General features: G+C 56.5%; 30 protein-coding genes and 1 pseudogene. All 31 read right to left on the bottom strand.

All coding sequences use genetic code 11. The features are described 5' to 3' along the window. Window positions 1-70: 70 nt before the first annotated feature. Window positions 71-535, bottom strand: coding sequence for a bacterioferritin (gene bfr / locus M2D63_RS22220; protein ID WP_285865172.1), 465 nt, complete (start codon window positions 533-535; stop codon window positions 71-73). 154 nt (window positions 536-689) lie between these two features. Continuing rightward, window positions 690-2,138 (bottom strand): catalase, encoded by a 1,449-nt coding sequence (locus tag M2D63_RS22215; protein ID WP_285865171.1) that lies wholly within the window; start codon window positions 2,136-2,138, stop codon window positions 690-692. A 172-nt stretch (window positions 2,139-2,310) separates the two neighbouring features. Further along, entirely contained in the window at window positions 2,311-2,697 is a 387-nt protein-coding gene (rplQ, locus tag M2D63_RS22210; protein ID WP_009397469.1) for a 50S ribosomal protein L17, read from the bottom strand. Between the two features lie 42 nt (window positions 2,698-2,739). Beyond that, window positions 2,740-3,741, bottom strand: a complete 1,002-nt coding sequence (locus tag M2D63_RS22205) for a DNA-directed RNA polymerase subunit alpha (RefSeq protein WP_003186012.1) — start codon at window positions 3,739-3,741, stop codon at window positions 2,740-2,742. Between the two features lie 22 nt (window positions 3,742-3,763). Then, complete coding sequence (gene rpsD / locus M2D63_RS22200) at window positions 3,764-4,384, bottom strand: 30S ribosomal protein S4 (protein ID WP_285865165.1); 621 nt, start codon at window positions 4,382-4,384, stop codon at window positions 3,764-3,766. A gap of 15 nt (window positions 4,385-4,399) precedes the next feature. Next, on the bottom strand, window positions 4,400-4,789 hold the full coding sequence (gene rpsK, locus M2D63_RS22195; RefSeq protein ID WP_002555466.1) for a 30S ribosomal protein S11: 390 nt from the start codon (window positions 4,787-4,789) through the stop codon (window positions 4,400-4,402). 30 nt (window positions 4,790-4,819) lie between these two features. After that, window positions 4,820-5,176 (bottom strand): 30S ribosomal protein S13, encoded by a 357-nt coding sequence (rpsM, locus tag M2D63_RS22190; RefSeq protein ID WP_128323183.1) that lies wholly within the window; start codon window positions 5,174-5,176, stop codon window positions 4,820-4,822. 131 nt (window positions 5,177-5,307) lie between these two features. Beyond that, the gene (gene rpmJ, locus M2D63_RS22185; protein WP_002555468.1) at window positions 5,308-5,424 is read right to left on the bottom strand and encodes a 50S ribosomal protein L36; all 117 of its coding nucleotides are present in this window, start codon (window positions 5,422-5,424) and stop codon (window positions 5,308-5,310) included. 28 nt (window positions 5,425-5,452) lie between these two features. After that, window positions 5,453-6,784, bottom strand: a complete 1,332-nt coding sequence (gene secY / locus M2D63_RS22180; protein ID WP_285865161.1) for a preprotein translocase subunit SecY — start codon at window positions 6,782-6,784, stop codon at window positions 5,453-5,455. After that, the gene (gene rplO / locus M2D63_RS22175; protein WP_010220318.1) at window positions 6,785-7,219 is read right to left on the bottom strand and encodes a 50S ribosomal protein L15; all 435 of its coding nucleotides are present in this window, start codon (window positions 7,217-7,219) and stop codon (window positions 6,785-6,787) included. Between the two features lie 3 nt (window positions 7,220-7,222). Then, window positions 7,223-7,399 carry a 50S ribosomal protein L30 gene (rpmD, locus tag M2D63_RS22170; RefSeq protein WP_097086946.1) on the bottom strand — a complete coding sequence of 59 codons (177 nt, stop codon included), beginning with the start codon at window positions 7,397-7,399 and terminating at the stop codon, window positions 7,223-7,225. Window positions 7,400-7,401: 2 nt separating this feature from the next. Next, entirely contained in the window at window positions 7,402-7,902 is a 501-nt protein-coding gene (gene rpsE, locus M2D63_RS22165) for a 30S ribosomal protein S5 (protein ID WP_010220316.1), read from the bottom strand. Window positions 7,903-7,905: 3 nt separating this feature from the next. Continuing rightward, window positions 7,906-8,256: a 50S ribosomal protein L18 gene (gene rplR, locus M2D63_RS22160; protein ID WP_043861927.1), complete on the bottom strand. Its 351-nt coding sequence runs from the start codon at window positions 8,254-8,256 to the stop codon at window positions 7,906-7,908. A gap of 10 nt (window positions 8,257-8,266) precedes the next feature. Next, the gene (rplF, locus tag M2D63_RS22155; RefSeq protein WP_010220314.1) at window positions 8,267-8,800 is read right to left on the bottom strand and encodes a 50S ribosomal protein L6; all 534 of its coding nucleotides are present in this window, start codon (window positions 8,798-8,800) and stop codon (window positions 8,267-8,269) included. Window positions 8,801-8,812: 12 nt separating this feature from the next. Beyond that, entirely contained in the window at window positions 8,813-9,205 is a 393-nt protein-coding gene (rpsH, locus tag M2D63_RS22150; protein ID WP_010220313.1) for a 30S ribosomal protein S8, read from the bottom strand. A gap of 209 nt (window positions 9,206-9,414) precedes the next feature. Further along, on the bottom strand, window positions 9,415-9,720 hold the full coding sequence (rpsN, locus tag M2D63_RS22145) for a 30S ribosomal protein S14 (RefSeq protein WP_010220312.1): 306 nt from the start codon (window positions 9,718-9,720) through the stop codon (window positions 9,415-9,417). Between the two features lie 13 nt (window positions 9,721-9,733). After that, on the bottom strand, window positions 9,734-10,273 hold the full coding sequence (gene rplE, locus M2D63_RS22140) for a 50S ribosomal protein L5 (RefSeq protein ID WP_028944480.1): 540 nt from the start codon (window positions 10,271-10,273) through the stop codon (window positions 9,734-9,736). 20 nt (window positions 10,274-10,293) lie between these two features. Then, on the bottom strand, window positions 10,294-10,608 hold the full coding sequence (gene rplX, locus M2D63_RS22135; RefSeq protein WP_009397501.1) for a 50S ribosomal protein L24: 315 nt from the start codon (window positions 10,606-10,608) through the stop codon (window positions 10,294-10,296). Between the two features lie 11 nt (window positions 10,609-10,619). After that, entirely contained in the window at window positions 10,620-10,988 is a 369-nt protein-coding gene (rplN, locus tag M2D63_RS22130; protein ID WP_002555479.1) for a 50S ribosomal protein L14, read from the bottom strand. A 23-nt stretch (window positions 10,989-11,011) separates the two neighbouring features. Further along, entirely contained in the window at window positions 11,012-11,278 is a 267-nt protein-coding gene (gene rpsQ / locus M2D63_RS22125) for a 30S ribosomal protein S17 (protein WP_003255478.1), read from the bottom strand. Window positions 11,279-11,280: 2 nt separating this feature from the next. Further along, window positions 11,281-11,472 carry a 50S ribosomal protein L29 gene (gene rpmC / locus M2D63_RS22120; RefSeq protein ID WP_002555481.1) on the bottom strand — a complete coding sequence of 64 codons (192 nt, stop codon included), beginning with the start codon at window positions 11,470-11,472 and terminating at the stop codon, window positions 11,281-11,283. Next, entirely contained in the window at window positions 11,472-11,885 is a 414-nt protein-coding gene (gene rplP, locus M2D63_RS22115) for a 50S ribosomal protein L16 (protein ID WP_003255479.1), read from the bottom strand. Before rplP ends, rpmC begins: the two co-directional genes overlap by 1 nt. Window positions 11,886-11,897: 12 nt before the next feature. Continuing rightward, the gene (gene rpsC, locus M2D63_RS22110; RefSeq protein WP_010220308.1) at window positions 11,898-12,584 is read right to left on the bottom strand and encodes a 30S ribosomal protein S3; all 687 of its coding nucleotides are present in this window, start codon (window positions 12,582-12,584) and stop codon (window positions 11,898-11,900) included. 13 nt (window positions 12,585-12,597) lie between these two features. Then, window positions 12,598-12,930, bottom strand: a complete 333-nt coding sequence (gene rplV, locus M2D63_RS22105; protein WP_003103908.1) for a 50S ribosomal protein L22 — start codon at window positions 12,928-12,930, stop codon at window positions 12,598-12,600. Between the two features lie 11 nt (window positions 12,931-12,941). Next, on the bottom strand, window positions 12,942-13,217 hold the full coding sequence (gene rpsS / locus M2D63_RS22100; RefSeq protein WP_002555486.1) for a 30S ribosomal protein S19: 276 nt from the start codon (window positions 13,215-13,217) through the stop codon (window positions 12,942-12,944). Between the two features lie 16 nt (window positions 13,218-13,233). Beyond that, window positions 13,234-14,058 carry a 50S ribosomal protein L2 gene (gene rplB, locus M2D63_RS22095; RefSeq protein WP_010220307.1) on the bottom strand — a complete coding sequence of 275 codons (825 nt, stop codon included), beginning with the start codon at window positions 14,056-14,058 and terminating at the stop codon, window positions 13,234-13,236. A gap of 14 nt (window positions 14,059-14,072) precedes the next feature. Then, window positions 14,073-14,372: a 50S ribosomal protein L23 gene (gene rplW / locus M2D63_RS22090; RefSeq protein ID WP_010220306.1), complete on the bottom strand. Its 300-nt coding sequence runs from the start codon at window positions 14,370-14,372 to the stop codon at window positions 14,073-14,075. Continuing rightward, a complete protein-coding gene (rplD, locus tag M2D63_RS22085; RefSeq protein WP_285865156.1) occupies window positions 14,369-14,971 on the bottom strand; it encodes a 50S ribosomal protein L4 in 603 nt (200 codons plus the stop codon). The genes rplW and rplD overlap by 4 nt, the downstream gene beginning before the upstream one ends. A 12-nt stretch (window positions 14,972-14,983) precedes the next feature. Next, entirely contained in the window at window positions 14,984-15,619 is a 636-nt protein-coding gene (gene rplC / locus M2D63_RS22080; protein ID WP_285865154.1) for a 50S ribosomal protein L3, read from the bottom strand. Between the two features lie 80 nt (window positions 15,620-15,699). Continuing rightward, window positions 15,700-16,011 carry a 30S ribosomal protein S10 gene (rpsJ, locus tag M2D63_RS22075; RefSeq protein ID WP_003186070.1) on the bottom strand — a complete coding sequence of 104 codons (312 nt, stop codon included), beginning with the start codon at window positions 16,009-16,011 and terminating at the stop codon, window positions 15,700-15,702. A gap of 142 nt (window positions 16,012-16,153) precedes the next feature. Next, window positions 16,154-16,282, bottom strand: a pseudogene (locus M2D63_RS22070) (elongation factor Tu); the annotation flags it as partial.

The following is a 16,282-nucleotide window of genomic DNA, read 5'->3' as shown; positions in this document are numbered from 1 at the left end:
ATCGCGGGACAAGCCCGCTCCTACAGAACAAAAAAGCCCCGCACTGGCGGGGCTTTTTGTTTCGGCAAACTTACATCTGCGACTGCAGGTAGTTCTCCAGGCCGATGGACTTGATCAGGCCCTGCTGCTTCTCCAGCCAGTAGGCGTGATCTTCCTCGGTATCAGCCAGTTGCAGGCGCAGGATGTCGCGGCTGATGTAGTCCTTGTGCAGTTCGCACAACTCGATGCCCTTGCACAGCGCAGCGCGCACCTTGTACTCCAGGCGCAGGTCGGCGGCGAGCATCTCCGGTACCGTGGCGCCGACGTCCAGGTCATCGGGACGCATGCGCGGCGTGCCTTCGAGCATGAGGATACGACGCATCAGGGCATCGGCGTGTTGCGTCTCTTCTTCCATCTCGTGGTTGATACGCTCGTAGAGCTTGCTCAGGCCCCAGTCTTCGTACATGCGCGAGTGGATGAAATATTGGTCGCGTGCCGCCAGTTCGCCCGTCAGCAACGTGTTGAGATAATCGATTACGTCCGGGTGACCTTGCATCGCCCTGCTCTCCCTGTTCGAAAGTAATAGTTTGAACCAGGATGACTCGAAGGTCACTGAGATTCGGGCAAAACATGCGAAAAAAGCAGGTAAACGGTAGTGATATTCATTGAAAAACCGCCCAAATGAGGGCGGTTCTTCTTATCACTTCGACTTAGGCGATATTTATGCCCAAAGCCTTGGCAACCCCTTCCCCATAGGCCGGATCGGCCTTGAAGAAGTGCCGCAGCTGGCGCTCGACGACATCGACGCTAACACCTGCCATGGCCCCGGCGATGTTGCTGATCAACAGGGCCTTCTGCTCGGCGTTCATCAAGCGGAACAGCGCACCGGCATGGCTGTAGTAGTCGGTGTCTTCGCGGTGATCATAGCGGCCCGCCACGCCGTTAAGGGCCAGCGCCGGTTCAGCATGTTGCGGCGCCTGCTTCGGCGCATTGGCGTAGCTATTGGGCTCGTAGTTCGGCGCCGCACCACCATTGCTGCCAAACGCCATGGCGCCGTCACGTTGGTAGGTGTTCACCGGGCTGCGTGGGGCGTTTACCGGCAGTTGCTGATGGTTGGTACCGACCCGGTAGCGATGGGCGTCAGCGTAGGCGAATACGCGGCCCTGGAGCATGCGGTCGGGCGACAGACCGACCCCCGGGACCATGTTGCTCGGACCGAACGCCGCCTGTTCCACTTCGGCGAAGTAGTTGAGCGGATTGCGGTTGAGCTCCAGCTCGCCGACCTCGATCAGCGGGTAGTCTTTCTGCGACCAGGTCTTGGTCACATCGAACGGGTTTTCGTCGCGGGAGGCCGCTTCCTCTTCGCTCATGACCTGGATGCAGACTGCCCATTTCGGGAAATCACCGCGCTCGATCGCCTCGAACAGGTCACGCTGGGCGTAATCCGGATCGGTACCGGCCAGACGCGCCGCGTCGGCAGGCGAGAGGTTCTTGATGCCCTGCTTGGTCTTGAAGTGCCATTTGACCCAGGTCCGCTGGCCCTGCGCATTGATCAGGCTGTAGGTGTGGCTGCCGAAACCGTGCATGTGGCGGTAGCCATCCGGGATGCCGCGATCGGAGAACAGGATGGTGACCTGGTGCAGCGCTTCCGGGGAGTGCGACCAGAAATCCCACATCGCCTGGGGGCTTTTCAGGTTGCTTTGCGGGAGACGCTTCTGGGTGTGGATAAAGTCGGGGAACTTCAGCGGGTCGCGAATGAAGAACACCGGGGTGTTGTTGCCGACGATGTCCCAGTTGCCTTCTTCGGTGTAGAACTTGAGAGCAAAACCGCGCGGATCACGCTCGGTGTCCGCCGAGCCACGCTCGCCACCGACGGTAGAGAAACGCAGGAAGGTCTCGGTCTGCTTGCCCACCTCGCTGAACAGCCGCGCGCTGGTGTAGCGGGTGATATCGCGGGTTACCGTGAAGGTGCCATAGGCGCCCGAACCTTTTGCGTGAACACGACGCTCAGGGATGTTCTCGCGGTTGAAGTGCGCGAGCTTTTCGATCAGGTGGAAATCATCCAGCAACAACGGCCCCCGCGGACCTGCAGAACGCGAGTTCTGGTTGTCGGCAACCGGTGCGCCGCTGGCGGTGGTCAGTGTCTTGCTCTGGCTCATGCGTAATCTCCCTATCGGTCTCGAACTGCCGGCTAATCGGCCTGGAACGAGTATCGACCAGGAGTATTACAAGAACAAATTCATTACGTGACTCAGATCAATAGAATGCTTCAATACATACAGATACAAAAAACCGGGCACTGGGCCCGGTTTTCTGTTTCAGACTGTCGCCTTACTCAGCAGCTTCTACCGAGCCACCGACAGGACGATCAACCAGCTCGACGTACGCCATAGGTGCGTTATCGCCAGCGCGGAAGCCGCACTTGAGGATACGCAGGTAGCCGCCCTGACGGGTGGCATAGCGCTTGCCCAGATCGTTGAACAGCTTACCAACGGCTTCTTTCGAACGGGTACGGTCGAAAGCCAGACGACGGTTAGCTACGCTGTCTTCCTTGGCCAGGGTGATCAGCGGCTCGGCAACGCGGCGCAGTTCCTTGGCTTTTGGCAGGGTAGTTTTGATCAGCTCGTGCTCGATCAGCGACACCGCCATGTTCTGGAACATGGCTTTGCGGTGAGAGCTGGTACGGCTCAGGTGACGTCCACTTTTACGATGACGCATGATTCATTCCTTACCAAACACTACGTTCGGTGATTACGACGATCAGGCAGTCGCCTTGTCGTCCTTCTTAAGACTTGCAGGCGGCCAGTTGTCGAGGCGCATGCCGAGGGACAGACCACGGGAGGCCAGAACGTCCTTGATTTCGGTCAGGGACTTCTTGCCCAGGTTCGGAGTCTTCAACAGTTCTACTTCGGTGCGCTGAATCAGATCGCCGATGTAGTAAATGTTCTCCGCCTTAAGGCAGTTGGCCGAACGTACGGTCAATTCCAGATCGTCAACCGGACGAAGCAGGATCGGATCGATCTCGTCTTCCTGTTCGACTACCACAGGTTCGCTGTCACCTTTGAGGTCGACGAACGCAGCCAGCTGCTGTTGCAGGATGGTTGCAGCACGACGGATAGCCTCTTCAGGATCCAGGGTACCGTTGGTTTCCAGATCAATAACCAGCTTGTCCAGGTTAGTACGCTGTTCGACACGGGCGTTTTCCACCACGTATGCGATACGGCGAACCGGGCTGAACGAAGAGTCCAGCTGCAAGCGACCAATGCTGCGGCTTTCGTCTTCATCGCTCTGACGCGAATCGGCCGGTTCATAACCACGACCACGAGCTACGGTGAGCTTCATGTTCAGGGCGCCGTTGGACGCCAGGTTAGCGATTACGTGATCGGGGTTAACGATCTCGACATCATGATCCAGCTGAATATCGGCAGCGGTAACCACCCCCGAACCCTTTTTCGACAAGGTCAGCGTAACTTCGTCACGACCGTGCAGTTTGATAGCCAGGCCTTTCAGGTTCAACAGGATTTCAATGACGTCTTCCTGTACACCTTCGATTGCCGAGTACTCGTGGAGTACGCCGTCAATCTCGGCCTCGACTACTGCACAGCCAGGCATGGAGGACAACAGGATGCGGCGCAGCGCGTTGCCCAGGGTATGGCCAAAGCCACGCTCGAGAGGCTCGAGCGTGATTTTAGCGCGGGTTGGACTGACGACCTGCACATCAATGTGGCGGGGCGTCAGGAACTCATTTACCGAAATCTGCATGGATGCACCTATTTTCTAGCCCTTACTTGGAGTAGAGCTCGACAATCAGGCTTTCGTTGATGTCGGCGGACAGGTCGCTGCGAGCAGGAACGTTCTTGAAAACGCCCGACTTCTTGGCAGCATCCACGTCTACCCACTCAACGCGGCCACGCTGGGCGCACAGTTCAAGGGCTTGAACAATGCGCAGCTGGTTCTGCGATTTCTCGCGAACTGCGACCACGTCACCCGGACGAACTTGGTAGGATGGAATGTTTACAGTCTTGCCGTTAACGCTGATCGCTTTGTGCGAAACCAGCTGACGGGATTCGGCACGAGTAGCGCCAAAGCCCATGCGGTAAACGACGTTATCCAGACGGCATTCGAGCAGTTGCAGCAGGTTCTCACCAGTAGCGCCTTTCGACGAGGCTGCTTGCTTGTAGTAACCGCTGAACTGACGCTCGAGAACGCCGTAGATGCGACGTACTTTTTGCTTCTCACGCAGCTGGGTGCCGTAGTCGGACTGACGACCGCGGCGCTGACCGTGGATACCTGGGGCTGCTTCGATGTTGCACTTCGATTCCAGAGCGCGAACGCCGCTCTTCAGGAACAGATCGGTGCCTTCACGACGAGACAGTTTGCATTTTGGACCAATGTAACGTGCCATTTATCTGTCTCCTGATTACACGCGGCGCTTCTTCGGCGGACGGCACCCGTTGTGCGGGATTGGCGTCACGTCGGTGATGCTGGCGATCTTATAGCCACAACCGTTCAGAGCACGAACAGCGGACTCACGACCTGGACCTGGACCCTTGACGTTGACGTCGAGGTTCTTCAGACCATATTCCAGCGCAGCTTGACCAGCACGTTCAGCAGCTACCTGAGCAGCGAACGGGGTGGACTTGCGGGAACCGCGGAAACCCGAACCGCCGGAGGTAGCCCAGGACAGAGCGTTACCTTGACGATCGGTGATGGTCACGATGGTGTTGTTGAAAGACGCATGGATGTGGGCGATGCCATCAACCACTGTCTTTTTGACTTTCTTACGAGGACGAGCAGCAGGTTTTGCCATTTCTAAATTCCTGTCGATTCGCTGGTGCGATTACTTGCGGATCGGCTTACGCGGACCTTTACGGGTACGCGCGTTGGTCTTGGTACGCTGACCGCGTACTGGCAGACCCCGACGATGACGCAGGCCGCGGTAGCAACCCAGGTCCATCAAACGCTTGATTTTCATGTTGATGTCACGACGCAGATCACCCTCGGTGATGTACTTCGCAACTTCAGTACGCAGCGATTCAACCTGCTCGTCGCTCAGATCCTTGATCTTTGCGGCTGGGTTGACCCCAGTGGCTTCGCAGATCTTCTGCGAAGTAGTGCGACCAACACCATAGATGTAGGTCAGCGAGATAACAGTATGCTTGTTATCTGGAATGTTGACGCCTGCAATACGGGCCATTCAGTGGGACTCCAATTGACAGCTACCTACGCCCCGGAAGCCAAGAAATAGGGCGCGAGATAATATCGCTGTAGAAACAATTAATCAACCCAGCAGCACACTAGCTGCTGGGTTTGAAGCGCAGATCACACTCAGCCTTGGCGCTGCTTGTGACGTGGTTCCGCACTGCAAATTACTCGAACGACACCTTCGCGGCGAATAATTTTGCAGTTACGGCACAGCTTTTTCACCGATGCACGAACTTTCATCACCAACTCCTCGAACCTTAAGGGTCTCTCAGCGCAGCAAACCGCTGCCACCGTAGCCTTTCAGGTTGGCTTTCTTCATCAGGGATTCGTACTGGTGCGAAACGAGGTGCGATTGTACTTGGGACATGAAGTCCATCACAACCACTACCACGATCAGCAACGAGGTCCCGCCAAGGTAGAACGGAACGTTTGCCGCAACCACCAGGAACTGGGGAAGCAGGCACACGGCCGTCATATAAAGAGCACCGAACATGGTCAAGCGGGTCAGAACGCCATCAATGTAGCGCGCCGACTGCTCACCTGGACGGATGCCCGGAATAAAGGCACCGGACTTCTTCAGGTTCTCCGCTACGTCTTTCGGATTGAACATCAACGCCGTATAGAAGAAGCAGAAGAAAATGATCCCTGCACTAAACAGCAGAATATTCAACGGCTGACCAGGAGCGATCGACTGCGAGATGTCCTGCAACCAGCCCATACCTTCGGACTGACCGAACCAGGCACCCAGCGAAGCCGGGAACAGCAAGATGCTGCTCGCGAAAATGGCAGGAATAACGCCCGCCATGTTCACTTTCAGCGGCAAGTGGCTGGTCTGCGCAGCGAAGACCTTGCGGCCCTGCTGACGCTTGGCGTAGTGAACGGCGATACGACGCTGACCACGCTCAATGAACACCACAAAACCGATAATCGCTACTGCCAGCAAACCGATAGCGACCAGGGCGAAAATGTTGATATCGCCTGTACGCGCAGACTCGAAAGACTGCCCGATTGCTCTCGGAAGACCGGCGACGATACCTGCGAAGATCAACATCGAGATACCGTTGCCTACACCGCGCTCGGTGATCTGCTCGCCCAGCCACATCATGAACATTGCGCCGGCCACGAAGGTGGACACCGCAACGAAATGGAAGCCAAAGCCTGCAGAAAACGCCACGCCCTGACCGGCCAGACCAATGGACATGCCAATGGCCTGGACCAGCGCCAGGATTACGGTGCCGTAGCGGGTGTACTGGCTGATCTTGCGACGGCCAGCTTCACCTTCCTTCTTCAACTGCTCCAGCTGCGGGCTGACGGCGGTCATCAGCTGCATGATGATCGATGCCGAGATGTACGGCATGATCCCCAGTGCAAAGATGCTCATCCGTTCCAGCGCGCCGCCGGAAAACATGTTGAACAAGCTAAGAATGGTCCCCTCATTCTGTCGAAACAGTTCCGCCAGCCGGTCCGGGTTGATACCTGGAACTGGGATGTGTGCGCCTATCCGGTAGACGATGATCGCCAGGAACAGAAAACGCAGACGAGCCCAGAGTTCAGACATCCCGCCTTTGCCGAGCGAAGAGAGAGCACCTTGCTTAGCCATTTATTCCTCGAACTTGCCGCCAGCTGCTTCGATAGCCGCGCGCGCACCTTTGGTGGCTGCGATACCCTTGATGGTGACTGCGCGAGTAACTTCGCCCGACAGCATGATTTTCACGCGCTGTACGTTCTGGTTAATCACGTTGGCATCCTTCAGGGATTGCACGGTGACAACGTCGCCTTCCACTTTGGCCAGCTCGGACAGACGCACTTCGGCGCGGTCCATGGCTTTCAGGGAAACGAAGCCGAACTTCGGCAGACGACGGTGCAGCGGCTGTTGACCGCCTTCAAAGCCTGGAGCGATGGTGCCACCGGAACGGGAGGTCTGACCTTTGTGACCACGGCCACCAGTCTTACCCAAACCGCTACCGATACCACGACCCGGACGATGCTTCTCGCGACGGGAACCCGGCGCTGGACTCAGATCATTGAGTTTCATCGATTAACCCTCGACGCGCAGCAGGTAGTAAGCCTTGTTGATCATCCCGCGGTTCTCGGGAGTATCCTGGACTTCTACAGTGTGACCGATGCGACGCAGACCCAGACCCTTAACGCACAGTTTGTGGTTAGGGAGACGGCCGGCGGTGCTCTTGATCAGCGTAACTTTAACGGTAGCCATGATCAGCGGATCTCCTCAACGCTCTTGCCGCGCTTGGCAGCAATGGACTCAGGAGATTGCATAGCCTTCAGACCCTTGAAAGTGGCGTGAACCACGTTTACAGGGTTGGTCGAGCCGTAGCACTTGGCCAGGACGTTCTGAACGCCAGCAACTTCCAGGACGGCACGCATTGCGCCACCGGCGATGATACCGGTACCTTCGGAGGCAGGCTGCATGTACACCTTCGACGCGCCGTGGGCGGACTTGGTAGCGTACTGCAGGGTGGTGCCGTTCAGGTCAACCTGAATCATGTTGCGGCGAGCAGCTTCCATGGCTTTCTGGATCGCGGCTGGAACTTCGCGCGATTTGCCACGGCCGAAGCCGACACGACCTTTACCATCACCCACCACGGTCAGCGCGGTGAAAGTGAAGATACGGCCGCCTTTTACGGTTTTGGCAACGCGGTTAACTTGAACCAGCTTCTCGATGTAGCCTTCGTCGCGCTTTTGATCGTTATTTGCCATAACTTAGAACTCCAGCCCGCCTTCACGCGCACCATCAGCCAGCGCTTTAACGCGGCCATGGTACTTGAAGCCCGAACGGTCAAAGGCAACTTGAGATACACCGGCGGCTTTCGCGCGCTCAGCTACCAGCTTGCCAACCTTAGTGGCCGCGTCGATGTTGCCGGTGGCGCCATCACGCAGGTCTTTGTCCAAAGTCGAGGCGCTGGCCAGGACTTTGCTGCCGTCGGCCGAAATGACCTGGGCGTAGATGTGCTGCGAGGAGCGGAACACGCAGAGACGCACGACTTCGAGTTCGTGCATTTTCAGGCGTGCTTTGCGAGCGCGACGCAGTCGAGTAACTTTTTTGTCGGTCATTTGCTAGGCCCTACTTCTTCTTGGCTTCTTTACGACGGACGACTTCGTCCGCGTAACGCACACCCTTGCCTTTGTACGGCTCTGGTGGACGGAAGTCGCGGATTTCAGCGGCCACCTGACCTACCAGCTGCTTGTCGATACCCTTGATCAGGATATCGGTCTGGCTTGGGGTCTCTGCGGTGATACCGGCCGGCAGTTCGTAATCCACTGGATGCGAGAAGCCGAGCGCCAGGTTCAGGACGGTGCCTTTAGCCTGTGCCTTGTAACCAACACCGACCAGCTGGAGCTTGCGCTCGAAGCCTTGGCTTACGCCCTGGACCATGTTGTTTACCAGGGCACGGGTAGTACCGGCCATAGCGCGGGTTTGTTGATCGCCGTTGCGAGCAGCGAAACGCAGCTCACCAGCTTCTTCAACGATTTCAACCGACGAGTGAACATTCAGTTCGAGAGTGCCCTTGGCACCCTTCACCGAAAGCTGTTGGCCGACGAATTTGACTTCGACACCGGCTGGCAGCTTAACGGGGTTCTTAGCGACGCGAGACATGCTTATCCCCCCTTAGAACACTGTGCAGAGAACTTCGCCGCCGACACCGGCAGCGCGCGCAGCACGATCAGTCATCACACCCTTGTTGGTGGAGACGATAGACACGCCCAGACCGCCACGTACTTTTGGCAGTTCTTCGACGGACTTGTACTGACGCAGGCCTGGACGACTTACGCGCTTGACTTCCTCGATGACCGGACGGCCTTCGAAGTATTTCAGCTCGATGGACAGCGATGGTTTGACTTCGCTGCTGACCTGGTAGCCAGCGATGTAACCTTCGTCTTTCAGAACTTTGGCTACCGCAACCTTCAGAGTCGACGAAGGCATGCTTACGACGGACTTTTCAGCCATCTGGGCATTACGGATGCGAGTTAGCATGTCCGCTAACGGGTCCTGCATACTCATGGGCTAGACGCTCCTGATACAAGAAAAATTAGCCTCTCGGCTACTACAGTCGCCTGAGATCGCCAGGTCAAAAAACCCGGGCTCAGGAGAGCCGGTCATTCTAGACAGTTCCCAGAAACGAAACAAGCCCCATAAGGGGCTTGTTTCGTTGCAAGGTCACCGGTGGTCGGAAGATTGCTCCCCCGCCACCTGGACGCTGCCGGTACGTCTTACCAGCTGGCTTTAACCAGACCTGGAACGTCACCGCGCATTGCTGCTTCACGCAGCTTGTTACGGCCGAGGCCGAACTTGCGGTAAACGCCGTGTGGACGACCGGTGATGCGGCAGCGGTTACGCAGGCGCGAAGCGCTGGCATCACGTGGCTGCTTCTGCAGAGCTACAACAGCAGCGAAACGCTCTTCTGGAGTTGCTTCCAGGTTGACGATGGTCGCTTTCAGCTCGGCACGCTTCTTGGCGTACTTGGCAACAGTGAGCTGACGCTTCAGCTCACGGTTTTTCATGCTCTTCTTGGCCATTTTCCTACTCCAATCAGTTGCGGAACGGGAATTTGAAAGCACGCAGCAGAGCGCGGCCTTCGTCATCGTTCTTGGCAGTGGTGGTCAGGGTAATGTCCAGACCGCGCAGAGCATCGATCTTGTCGTAGTCGATTTCCGGGAAGATGATCTGCTCTTTCACGCCCATGCTGTAGTTGCCACGACCGTCGAAGGACTTGGCATTCAGGCCGCGGAAGTCGCGAACCCGAGGCAGGGAGATCGCCAGCAGGCGGTCCAGGAATTCGTACATACGATCACGGCGCAGGGTAACTTTAACGCCGATCGGCCAGCCCTCACGGACTTTGAAGCCCGCGATGGATTTCCGAGCGAAAGTCACAACGGCTTTCTGACCGGTGATCTTTTCCAGGTCAGCAACAGCGTGCTCGATGACTTTTTTGTCGCCGACAGCTTCGCCCAGACCCATGTTCAGGGTGATCTTGGTAACGCGCGGAACTTCCATCACGTTCGCCAGCTTAAGTTCTTCCTTAAGCTTGGGAGCAATTTCCTTCCGGTAAATCTCTTTCAGTCGTGCCATGGTCTTCTACCTAGCAGTGTTCAAGCATCAACCGCTTTTTGGGTCGACTTGAAGACACGAATTTTCTTGCCGTCTTCTACTTTGAAACCAACGCGGTCAGCCTTGTTGGTTTCGCCGTTGAAAATGGCGACGTTGGAAGCGTGCAGTGGCGCTTCTTTCTCGACGATACCGCCTTGTACGCCCGACATCGGGTTAGGCTTGGTATGACGCTTCACCAGGTTGATCCCACCAACGACCAGACGGTCGTCAGCGAGAACCTTGAGCACCTTACCGCGCTTACCTTTGTCTTTGCCGGCGATCACGATGATCTCGTCGTCACGACGAATCTTTTGCATGTCGGATCTCCTTACAGCACTTCTGGGGCGAGCGAGACGATCTTCATGAACTTCTCGGTACGAAGTTCACGGGTCACTGGCCCAAAGATACGGGTGCCGATCGGCTCTTGCTTGTTGTTCAGCAGAACAGCAGCATTGCCATCAAAGCGGATGATGGAGCCGTCAGCACGACGGACACCGTGGCGAGTGCGGACTACAACAGCAGTCATCACTTGGCCTTTCTTCACTTTACCGCGAGGAATTGCTTCCTTGACGGTTACCTTGATGATGTCACCGATGCCGGCGTAACGACGGTGCGAACCGCCGAGAACCTTGATGCACATGACGCGACGAGCGCCGCTGTTATCGGCCACATCGAGCATGGATTGAGTCTGAATCATAAAATTTCTCCGACCCTTAGCCCTTAGACTTCAACAGCGCGTTCGAGAACTTCAACCAGTGCCCAGGACTTGGTCTTGGCCAGCGGACGGGTTTCACGGATGGAAACCTTGTCGCCGATCTTGCACTGGTTGGCTTCGTCGTGCGCGTGCAGCTTAGTCGAACGCTTAACGTATTTACCGTAGATCGGGTGCTTTACGCGACGCTCGATCAGGACGGTGATGGTCTTGTCCATCTTGTCGCTGACGACACGGCCAGTCAGCGTACGGACGGTTTTTTCAGCTTCAGCCATGATCACTTACCTGCCTGCTGGTTGAGCACAGTTTTCACGCGAGCGATGTCACGCTTAACTTGCGAGAGCAGGTGCGACTGCCCCAACTGGCCAGTTGCTTTCTGCATACGCAGATTGAACTGGTCGCGCAGCAAGCCGAGCAGTTGCTCGTTCAGTTGCTGTGCTGATTTTTCACGAAGTTCATTCGCTTTCATCACATCACCGTCCGCTTAACAAAGGAGGTGGCGAGAGGCAGCTTTGCAGCCGCCAAGGCGAAAGCCTCACGCGCCAGCTCTTCAGAAACACCCTCGATCTCGTACAGGACTTTGCCTGGCTGGATCTGGGCAACCCAGTATTCCACGGAACCTTTACCTTTACCCATCCGCACTTCGAGAGGCTTCTTGGAGATCGGCTTGTCCGGGAACACACGGATCCAGATTTTACCGCCACGTTTTACGTGACGGGTCAGAGCACGACGTGCCGACTCAATCTGGCGGGCGGTGAGACGACCGCGAGCAACAGCTTTCAGGGCGAACTCGCCGAAGCTGACCTTGCTACCGCGCAGTGCCAGACCACGGTTGTGGCCAGTCATCTGCTTGCGGAATTTTGTACGCTTTGGTTGCAACATTTGGCGTACCCCTTACTTAGCAGCTTTTTTACGAGGCGCTGGTGCTTGTGGTTTCAGTTCTTCTTGGCGACCACCAATTACTTCGCCTTTGAAGATCCAAACCTTGACACCGATCACACCGTAGGTGGTGTGAGCTTCGTAGGTGGCATAGTCGATATCGGCACGCAGGGTGTGCAGTGGCACACGACCTTCGCGATACCATTCAGTACGTGCGATCTCAGCACCGCCGAGACGACCGCTCACCTGGATCTTGATGCCTTTGGCACCAATGCGCATGGCGTTCTGTACGGCGCGCTTCATGGCGCGACGGAACATCACACGACGCTCCAGCTGCTGAGCTACGCTCTGAGCTACCAGCATACCGTCGAGTTCCGGCTTGCGGATCTCTTCGATGTTGATGTGCACAGGCACACCCATCTGCTTGGTCAGGTCCTGACGCAGTTTTTCAACATCTTCACCTTTCTTCCCGATAACGATACCTGGACGAGCGGTGTGGATGGTGATGCGTGCAGTTTGAGCCGGACGATGGATATCGATACGGCTAACGGACGCGCTTTTTAGTTTGTCTTGGAGGTACTCACGCACATTCAGATCTGCGAGCAAATAGTCCGCATAAGTCCGACCGTCTGCGTACCAGACGGAGGTGTGCTCCTTGACGATTCCCAGGCGAATGCCAGTGGGATGTACTTTCTGACCCATCTGATCGACTCCGTTACTTGTCCGCAACCTTGACAGTGATATGGCAAGACCGCTTGACGATGCGATCAGCGCGGCCTTTGGCACGCGGCATGATGCGCTTCAGCGAACGCCCTTCGTTGACGAAAACGGTGGAGACCTTCAGGTCATCAACGTCTGCGCCTTCGTTATGCTCGGCGTTGGCTACGGCCGACTCGAGGACTTTCTTCATGATTTCAGCGGCTTTTTTGCTGCTGAAAGCCAACAGGTTGAGCGCTTCGCCCACCTTCTTCCCGCGGATCTGGTCGGCGACCAAGCGGGCTTTCTGGGCGGAGATTCGAGCGCCCGACAACTTAGCGGCTACTTCCATTTCCTAACCCCTTAACGCTTGGCTTTCTTGTCAGCCACGTGCCCGCGATAGGTGCGGGTACCGGCGAACTCGCCCAGTTTATGGCCGACCATGTCTTCGTTCACGAGAACTGGGACGTGTTGACGACCGTTATGTACCGCGATGGTCAGACCGACCATTTGTGGCAGGATCATGGAACGGCGCGACCAGGTCTTAACTGGTTTGCGATCGTTCTTTTCCGCCGCCACTTCGATCTTCTTCAGAAGGTGAAGATCGATAAAAGGACCTTTTTTCAGAGAACGTGGCACTGTCGTATCCCTCTAGTTACTTGCGACGACGGACAATCATGTTGTCGGTACGCTTATTACCACGGGTCTTCGCACCCTTGGTCGGGAAGCCCCATGGCGATACCGGATGACGACCACCGGAGGTACGACCTTCACCACCACCATGTGGGTGGTCAACCGGGTTCATGGCAACACCACGAACGGTTGGGCGAACGCCGCGCCAGCGTTTGGCACCAGCTTTACCCAGCGAACGCAGGCTGTGCTCGGAGTTCGAGACTTCGCCCAGGGTCGCACGGCACTCAGCCAGGACTTTACGCATTTCACCAGAGCGCAGACGCAGGGTCACATAGACACCTTCGCGAGCGATCAGCTGAGCCGAAGCACCAGCGGAACGAGCGATCTGAGCACCTTTGCCCGGCTTCAGTTCGATGCCGTGAATGGTGCTACCCACTGGGATGTTGCGCAGTTGCAGGGAGTTGCCTGGCTTGATTGGAGCCAGAGCGCCTGCGATCAGCTGGTCGCCAGCAACAACGCCTTTAGGGGCGATGATGTAGCGGCGCTCGCCGTCTGCGTAGCACAGCAGTGCGATGTGAGCAGTACGGTTTGGATCGTATTCGATACGCTCGACAGTGGCGACGATGCCATCTTTGTCGTTGCGACGGAAATCGACCATACGGTAATGCTGCTTATGACCACCACCTACGTGACGAGTGGTAATGCGGCCATTGTTGTTACGACCACCAGACTTCGACTTCTTCTCGAGCAGCGGTGCGTGAGGAGCGCCTTTGTGCAGCTCCTTGTTGACCACCTTGACCACGAAACGGCGGCCAGGGGAAGTCGGTTTGCATTTAACGATTGCCATGATGCACCCCTTCCTTACTCAGCACTGCTGCTGAAATCGAGATCTTGGCCTGGCTGCAGCGATACGATCGCTTTTTTCCAGTCATTACGCTTGCCCAGACCACGTGCGGTACGCTTGGTTTTACCCAGAACGTTAACGGTCGACACGTTTTCGACTTTTACGCCGAACAGGCCTTCGACAGCTTTCTTGATTTCCAGCTTGGTTGCATCGGTAGCAACCTTGAATACGAACTGGCCTTTTTTCTCAGCCAGAACGGTAGCCTTCTCGGAAACGTGCGGGCCAAGGAGGACTTTGAATACGCGTTCCTGGTTCATCCCAGCAGCTCCTCGAATTTCTTCACGGCCGAGACAGTGACCAGCACTTTCTCGTATGCGATCAGACTGACCGGATCGGAACCTTGAACGTCACGTACGTCGACGTGCGGCAGGTTACGAGCAGCCAGGTACAGGTTCTGATCAACAGCGTCCGAAACGATCAGTACGTCGTTCAGACCCATGCCGTTCAGCTTGCTCAGCAGGTCTTTGGTTTTCGGTGCTTCAACGGAGAAGTCCTGAACCACGACCAGACGATCGGTACGCACCAGCTCAGCGAGGATGGAGCGCAGGGCTGCGCGATACATCTTCTTGTTGAGCTTCTGCGAGTGATCCTGAGGACGAGCTGCGAAGGTTACACCACCGCCACGCCAGATTGGACCACGGGTAGTACCGGCACGAGCGCGACCAGTACCTTTCTGACGCCATGGGCGCTTGCCGCCACCAGCAACGTCGGAACGGGTTTTCTGCTGCTTGGTGCCCTGACGGCCGCCGGCCATGTAGGCCACGACTGCTTGGTGTACCAGCGTCTCGTTGAATTCGCCACCGAAAGTCAGTTCGGAAACTTCGATCGCTTGAGCGTCATTTACATTAAGTTGCATGTCAGCTTCCCCTTAACCGCGAGCCTTGGCAGCCGGACGCACAACCACGTCACCGCCAGTAGCGCCTGGAACGGCACCCTTGACCAGCAACAGATTGCGTTCAGCGTCGACGCGCACTACTTCCAGGGACTGAACGGTCACGCGCTCGGCGCCCATGTGACCGGACATTTTCTTGCCCTTGAATACACGACCAGGAGTCTGGCACTGGCCGATAGAGCCCGGGACGCGGTGGGATACGGAGTTACCGTGGGTGTTGTCCTGACCACGGAAATTCCAGCGCTTGATGGTACCGGCGAAGCCTTTACCTTTGGACTGGCCGGTAACGTCTACCAGCTGACCTGCAGCGAAGATTTCAGCGTTGATCGAGTCGCCAGCCTGGAACTCGCCTTCTTCAAGACGGAATTCCCAGACGCCGCGACCAGCGGCAACGTTCGCCTTGGCGAAGTGACCAGCCTGAGCTGCGGTCACGCGCGAAGCACGACGCTCACCTACAGTGACTTGCACTGCACGGTAGCCATCGGTTTCTTCGGTTTTGAACTGGGTGACGCGATTCGGTTCGATCTCGATGACCGTGACCGGAATGGAGACACCTTCTTCGGTGAAAATACGGGTCATACCGCATTTACGACCGACTACACCAATAGTCATGTTGTAAACCTCATGAGTGTACGGGGCTTTCACCCGCTATGGCCGCCCATTTCAGAGCGTTACACGACTAAGACAGAGTCTTAGCCGAGGCTGATCTGCACTTCCACGCCGGCCGCAAGATCAAGCTTCATAAGTGCATCAACGGTTTTATCCGTTGGCTGGACGATGTCCAGAACGCGCTTATGAGTACGGATCTCGTACTGGTCACGCGCGTCTTTGTTGACGTGCGGGGAGACCAGAACGGTGAACCGCTCTTTACGGGTAGGCAGTGGAATTGGACCACGCACTTGAGCACCAGTACGTTTCGCGGTTTCCACGATTTCCTGGGTGGATTGGTCGATCAGGCGATGGTCAAAAGCCTTCAACCTGATACGGATTTGCTGATTTTGCATTGGATTTCAGACTCCAGGCTGCTATTCCCACCGGGCGCACTACGCCCGTTAAAAGGAGGCGTGATTCTATAGAGGGCCCCACCGAGTGTCAACCCAATAAAAAAGCCCCCGCTGAGCGGGGGCTTTTTCAAGCGATCAACGATTACTCGATGATTTTGGCAACGACGCCGGCGCCAACGGTACGGCCGCCTTCGCGGATAGCGAAGCGCAGACCGTCTTCCATTGCGATGGTCTTGATCAGGGTGACAGTCATCTGGATGTTGTCACCTGG

Origin of the sequence: Pseudomonas sp. BJa5 (assembly GCF_030272875.2) — a bacterium.
Lineage (GTDB): Bacteria > Pseudomonadota > Gammaproteobacteria > Pseudomonadales > Pseudomonadaceae > Aquipseudomonas.
Note: the sequence above shows the minus strand (reverse complement) of the source record. Positions and strands in the feature narration are given on the sequence as shown.

Excerpts from the sequence above, each read along its gene's own strand:
- bfr (WP_285865172.1), bottom strand. The coding sequence starts at position 535 with ATGCAAGGTCACCCGGACGTAATCGATTATCTCAACACGTTGCTGACG.
- M2D63_RS22215 (WP_285865171.1), bottom strand. The coding sequence starts at position 2,138 with ATGAGCCAGAGCAAGACACTGACCACCGCCAGCGGCGCACCGGTTGCC.
- rplQ (WP_009397469.1), bottom strand. The coding sequence starts at position 2,697 with ATGCGTCATCGTAAAAGTGGACGTCACCTGAGCCGTACCAGCTCTCAC.
- M2D63_RS22205 (WP_003186012.1), bottom strand. The coding sequence starts at position 3,741 with ATGCAGATTTCGGTAAATGAGTTCCTGACGCCCCGCCACATTGATGTG.
- rpsD (WP_285865165.1), bottom strand. The coding sequence starts at position 4,384 with ATGGCACGTTACATTGGTCCAAAATGCAAACTGTCTCGTCGTGAAGGC.
- rpsK (WP_002555466.1), bottom strand. The coding sequence starts at position 4,789 with ATGGCAAAACCTGCTGCTCGTCCTCGTAAGAAAGTCAAAAAGACAGTG.
- rpsM (WP_128323183.1), bottom strand. The coding sequence starts at position 5,176 with ATGGCCCGTATTGCAGGCGTCAACATTCCAGATAACAAGCATACTGTT.
- rpmJ (WP_002555468.1), bottom strand. The coding sequence starts at position 5,424 with ATGAAAGTTCGTGCATCGGTGAAAAAGCTGTGCCGTAACTGCAAAATT.
- secY (WP_285865161.1), bottom strand. The coding sequence starts at position 6,784 with ATGGCTAAGCAAGGTGCTCTCTCTTCGCTCGGCAAAGGCGGGATGTCT.
- rplO (WP_010220318.1), bottom strand. The coding sequence starts at position 7,219 with ATGAAACTCAATGATCTGAGTCCAGCGCCGGGTTCCCGTCGCGAGAAG.
- rpmD (WP_097086946.1), bottom strand. The coding sequence starts at position 7,399 with ATGGCTACCGTTAAAGTTACGCTGATCAAGAGCACCGCCGGCCGTCTC.
- rpsE (WP_010220316.1), bottom strand. The coding sequence starts at position 7,902 with ATGGCAAATAACGATCAAAAGCGCGACGAAGGCTACATCGAGAAGCTG.
- rplR (WP_043861927.1), bottom strand. The coding sequence starts at position 8,256 with ATGACCGACAAAAAAGTTACTCGACTGCGTCGCGCTCGCAAAGCACGC.
- rplF (WP_010220314.1), bottom strand. The coding sequence starts at position 8,800 with ATGTCTCGCGTCGCTAAGAACCCCGTTAAGCTGCCAGCCGGTGTCGAA.
- rpsH (WP_010220313.1), bottom strand. The coding sequence starts at position 9,205 with ATGAGTATGCAGGACCCGTTAGCGGACATGCTAACTCGCATCCGTAAT.
- rpsN (WP_010220312.1), bottom strand. The coding sequence starts at position 9,720 with ATGGCCAAGAAGAGCATGAAAAACCGTGAGCTGAAGCGTCAGCTCACT.
- rplE (WP_028944480.1), bottom strand. The coding sequence starts at position 10,273 with ATGGCACGACTGAAAGAGATTTACCGGAAGGAAATTGCTCCCAAGCTT.
- rplX (WP_009397501.1), bottom strand. The coding sequence starts at position 10,608 with ATGCAAAAGATTCGTCGTGACGACGAGATCATCGTGATCGCCGGCAAA.
- rplN (WP_002555479.1), bottom strand. The coding sequence starts at position 10,988 with ATGATTCAGACTCAATCCATGCTCGATGTGGCCGATAACAGCGGCGCT.
- rpsQ (WP_003255478.1), bottom strand. The coding sequence starts at position 11,278 with ATGGCTGAAGCTGAAAAAACCGTCCGTACGCTGACTGGCCGTGTCGTC.
- rpmC (WP_002555481.1), bottom strand. The coding sequence starts at position 11,472 with ATGAAAGCGAATGAACTTCGTGAAAAATCAGCACAGCAACTGAACGAG.
- rplP (WP_003255479.1), bottom strand. The coding sequence starts at position 11,885 with ATGTTGCAACCAAAGCGTACAAAATTCCGCAAGCAGATGACTGGCCAC.
- rpsC (WP_010220308.1), bottom strand. The coding sequence starts at position 12,584 with ATGGGTCAGAAAGTACATCCCACTGGCATTCGCCTGGGAATCGTCAAG.
- rplV (WP_003103908.1), bottom strand. The coding sequence starts at position 12,930 with ATGGAAGTAGCCGCTAAGTTGTCGGGCGCTCGAATCTCCGCCCAGAAA.
- rplB (WP_010220307.1), bottom strand. The coding sequence starts at position 14,058 with ATGGCAATCGTTAAATGCAAACCGACTTCCCCTGGCCGCCGTTTCGTG.
- rplW (WP_010220306.1), bottom strand. The coding sequence starts at position 14,372 with ATGAACCAGGAACGCGTATTCAAAGTCCTCCTTGGCCCGCACGTTTCC.
- rplD (WP_285865156.1), bottom strand. The coding sequence starts at position 14,971 with ATGCAACTTAATGTAAATGACGCTCAAGCGATCGAAGTTTCCGAACTG.
- rplC (WP_285865154.1), bottom strand. The coding sequence starts at position 15,619 with ATGACTATTGGTGTAGTCGGTCGTAAATGCGGTATGACCCGTATTTTC.
- rpsJ (WP_003186070.1), bottom strand. The coding sequence starts at position 16,011 with ATGCAAAATCAGCAAATCCGTATCAGGTTGAAGGCTTTTGACCATCGC.